This is a genomic window from Staphylococcus equorum (assembly GCF_001747895.1).
Classification (GTDB): domain Bacteria; phylum Bacillota; class Bacilli; order Staphylococcales; family Staphylococcaceae; genus Staphylococcus; species Staphylococcus equorum_A.
This window is the reverse complement of record NZ_LNNB01000037.1, coordinates 1-1,766: the sequence shown is the minus strand read 5'-3', so window position 1 is coordinate 1,766 and position 1,766 is coordinate 1. Positions and strand designations below refer to the sequence as shown.

Annotated in this window: 1 rRNA gene; it reads right to left on the bottom strand. The window is 48.5% G+C overall.

Features of this window, described 5'->3' with window-relative positions:
- Nucleotides 1–84: 84 nt before the first annotated feature.
- Nucleotides 85–1,636, bottom strand: a 16S ribosomal RNA gene (locus AST02_RS13665).
- Between the last annotated feature and the right edge of the window lie 130 nt (nucleotides 1,637–1,766).

Here is a 1,766-nt window from a genome sequence, read left to right as displayed (position 1 = left end):
TAATGAGCATTCAAAACTGAATGCAATATGTCAATGTCATTCCTCTTCATCTTCTCAAGGAAGATGTTCCGAATATATCCTTAGAAAGGAGGTGATCCAGCCGCACCTTCCGATACGGCTACCTTGTTACGACTTCACCCCAATCATTTGTCCCACCTTCGACGGCTAGCTCCATAAATGGTTACTCCACCGGCTTCGGGTGTTACAAACTCTCGTGGTGTGACGGGCGGTGTGTACAAGACCCGGGAACGTATTCACCGTAGCATGCTGATCTACGATTACTAGCGATTCCAGCTTCATGTAGTCGAGTTGCAGACTACAATCCGAACTGAGAACAACTTTATGGGATTTGCATGACCTCGCGGTTTAGCTGCCCTTTGTATTGTCCATTGTAGCACGTGTGTAGCCCAAATCATAAGGGGCATGATGATTTGACGTCATCCCCACCTTCCTCCGGTTTGTCACCGGCAGTCAACCTAGAGTGCCCAACTAAATGCTGGCAACTAAGTTTAAGGGTTGCGCTCGTTGCGGGACTTAACCCAACATCTCACGACACGAGCTGACGACAACCATGCACCACCTGTCACTTTGTCCCCCGAAGGGGAAGGCTCTATCTCTAGAGTTTTCAAAGGATGTCAAGATTTGGTAAGGTTCTTCGCGTTGCTTCGAATTAAACCACATGCTCCACCGCTTGTGCGGGTCCCCGTCAATTCCTTTGAGTTTCAACCTTGCGGTCGTACTCCCCAGGCGGAGTGCTTAATGCGTTAGCTGCAGCACTAAGGGGCGGAAACCCCCTAACACTTAGCACTCATCGTTTACGGCGTGGACTACCAGGGTATCTAATCCTGTTTGATCCCCACGCTTTCGCACATCAGCGTCAGTTACAGACCAGAAAGTCGCCTTCGCCACTGGTGTTCCTCCATATCTCTGCGCATTTCACCGCTACACATGGAATTCCACTTTCCTCTTCTGTACTCAAGTTTCCCAGTTTCCAATGACCCTCCACGGTTGAGCCGTGGGCTTTCACATCAGACTTAAGAAACCGCCTACGCGCGCTTTACGCCCAATAATTCCGGATAACGCTTGCCACCTACGTATTACCGCGGCTGCTGGCACGTAGTTAGCCGTGGCTTTCTGATTAGGTACCGTCAAGATGTGCACAGTTACTTACACATTTGTTCTTCCCTAATAACGAGTTTTACGATCCGAAAACCTTCATCACTCACGCGGCGTTGCTCCGTCAGACTTTCGTCCATTGCGGAAGATTCCCTACTGCTGCCTCCCGTAGGAGTCTGGACCGTGTCTCAGTTCCAGTGTGGCCGATCACCCTCTCAGGTCGGCTACGTATCGTTGCCTTGGTAAGCCGTTACCTTACCAACTAGCTAATACGGCGCGGGTCCATCTATAAGTGATAGCAAAACCATCTTTTACTTTAGAACCATGCGGTTCCAAATGTTATCCGGCATTAGCTCCGGTTTCCCGAAGTTATTCCAGTCTTATAGGTAGGTTACCCACGTGTTACTCACCCGTCCGCCGCTAACTTCAAAGGAGCAAGCTCCTTATCCGTTCGCTCGACTTGCATGTATTAGGCACGCCGCCAGCGTTCATCCTGAGCCAGGATCAAACTCTCCATAAATGAATTATGATGTTTGATTAGCTCATAAAATACTAATTTGTGTGTTATCTCTAACACGTTTGAACCAACAATTTAATGTTGCGTTCGGAATTAACGTTGACATATTGCAATTCAGTTTTCAATGTTCATT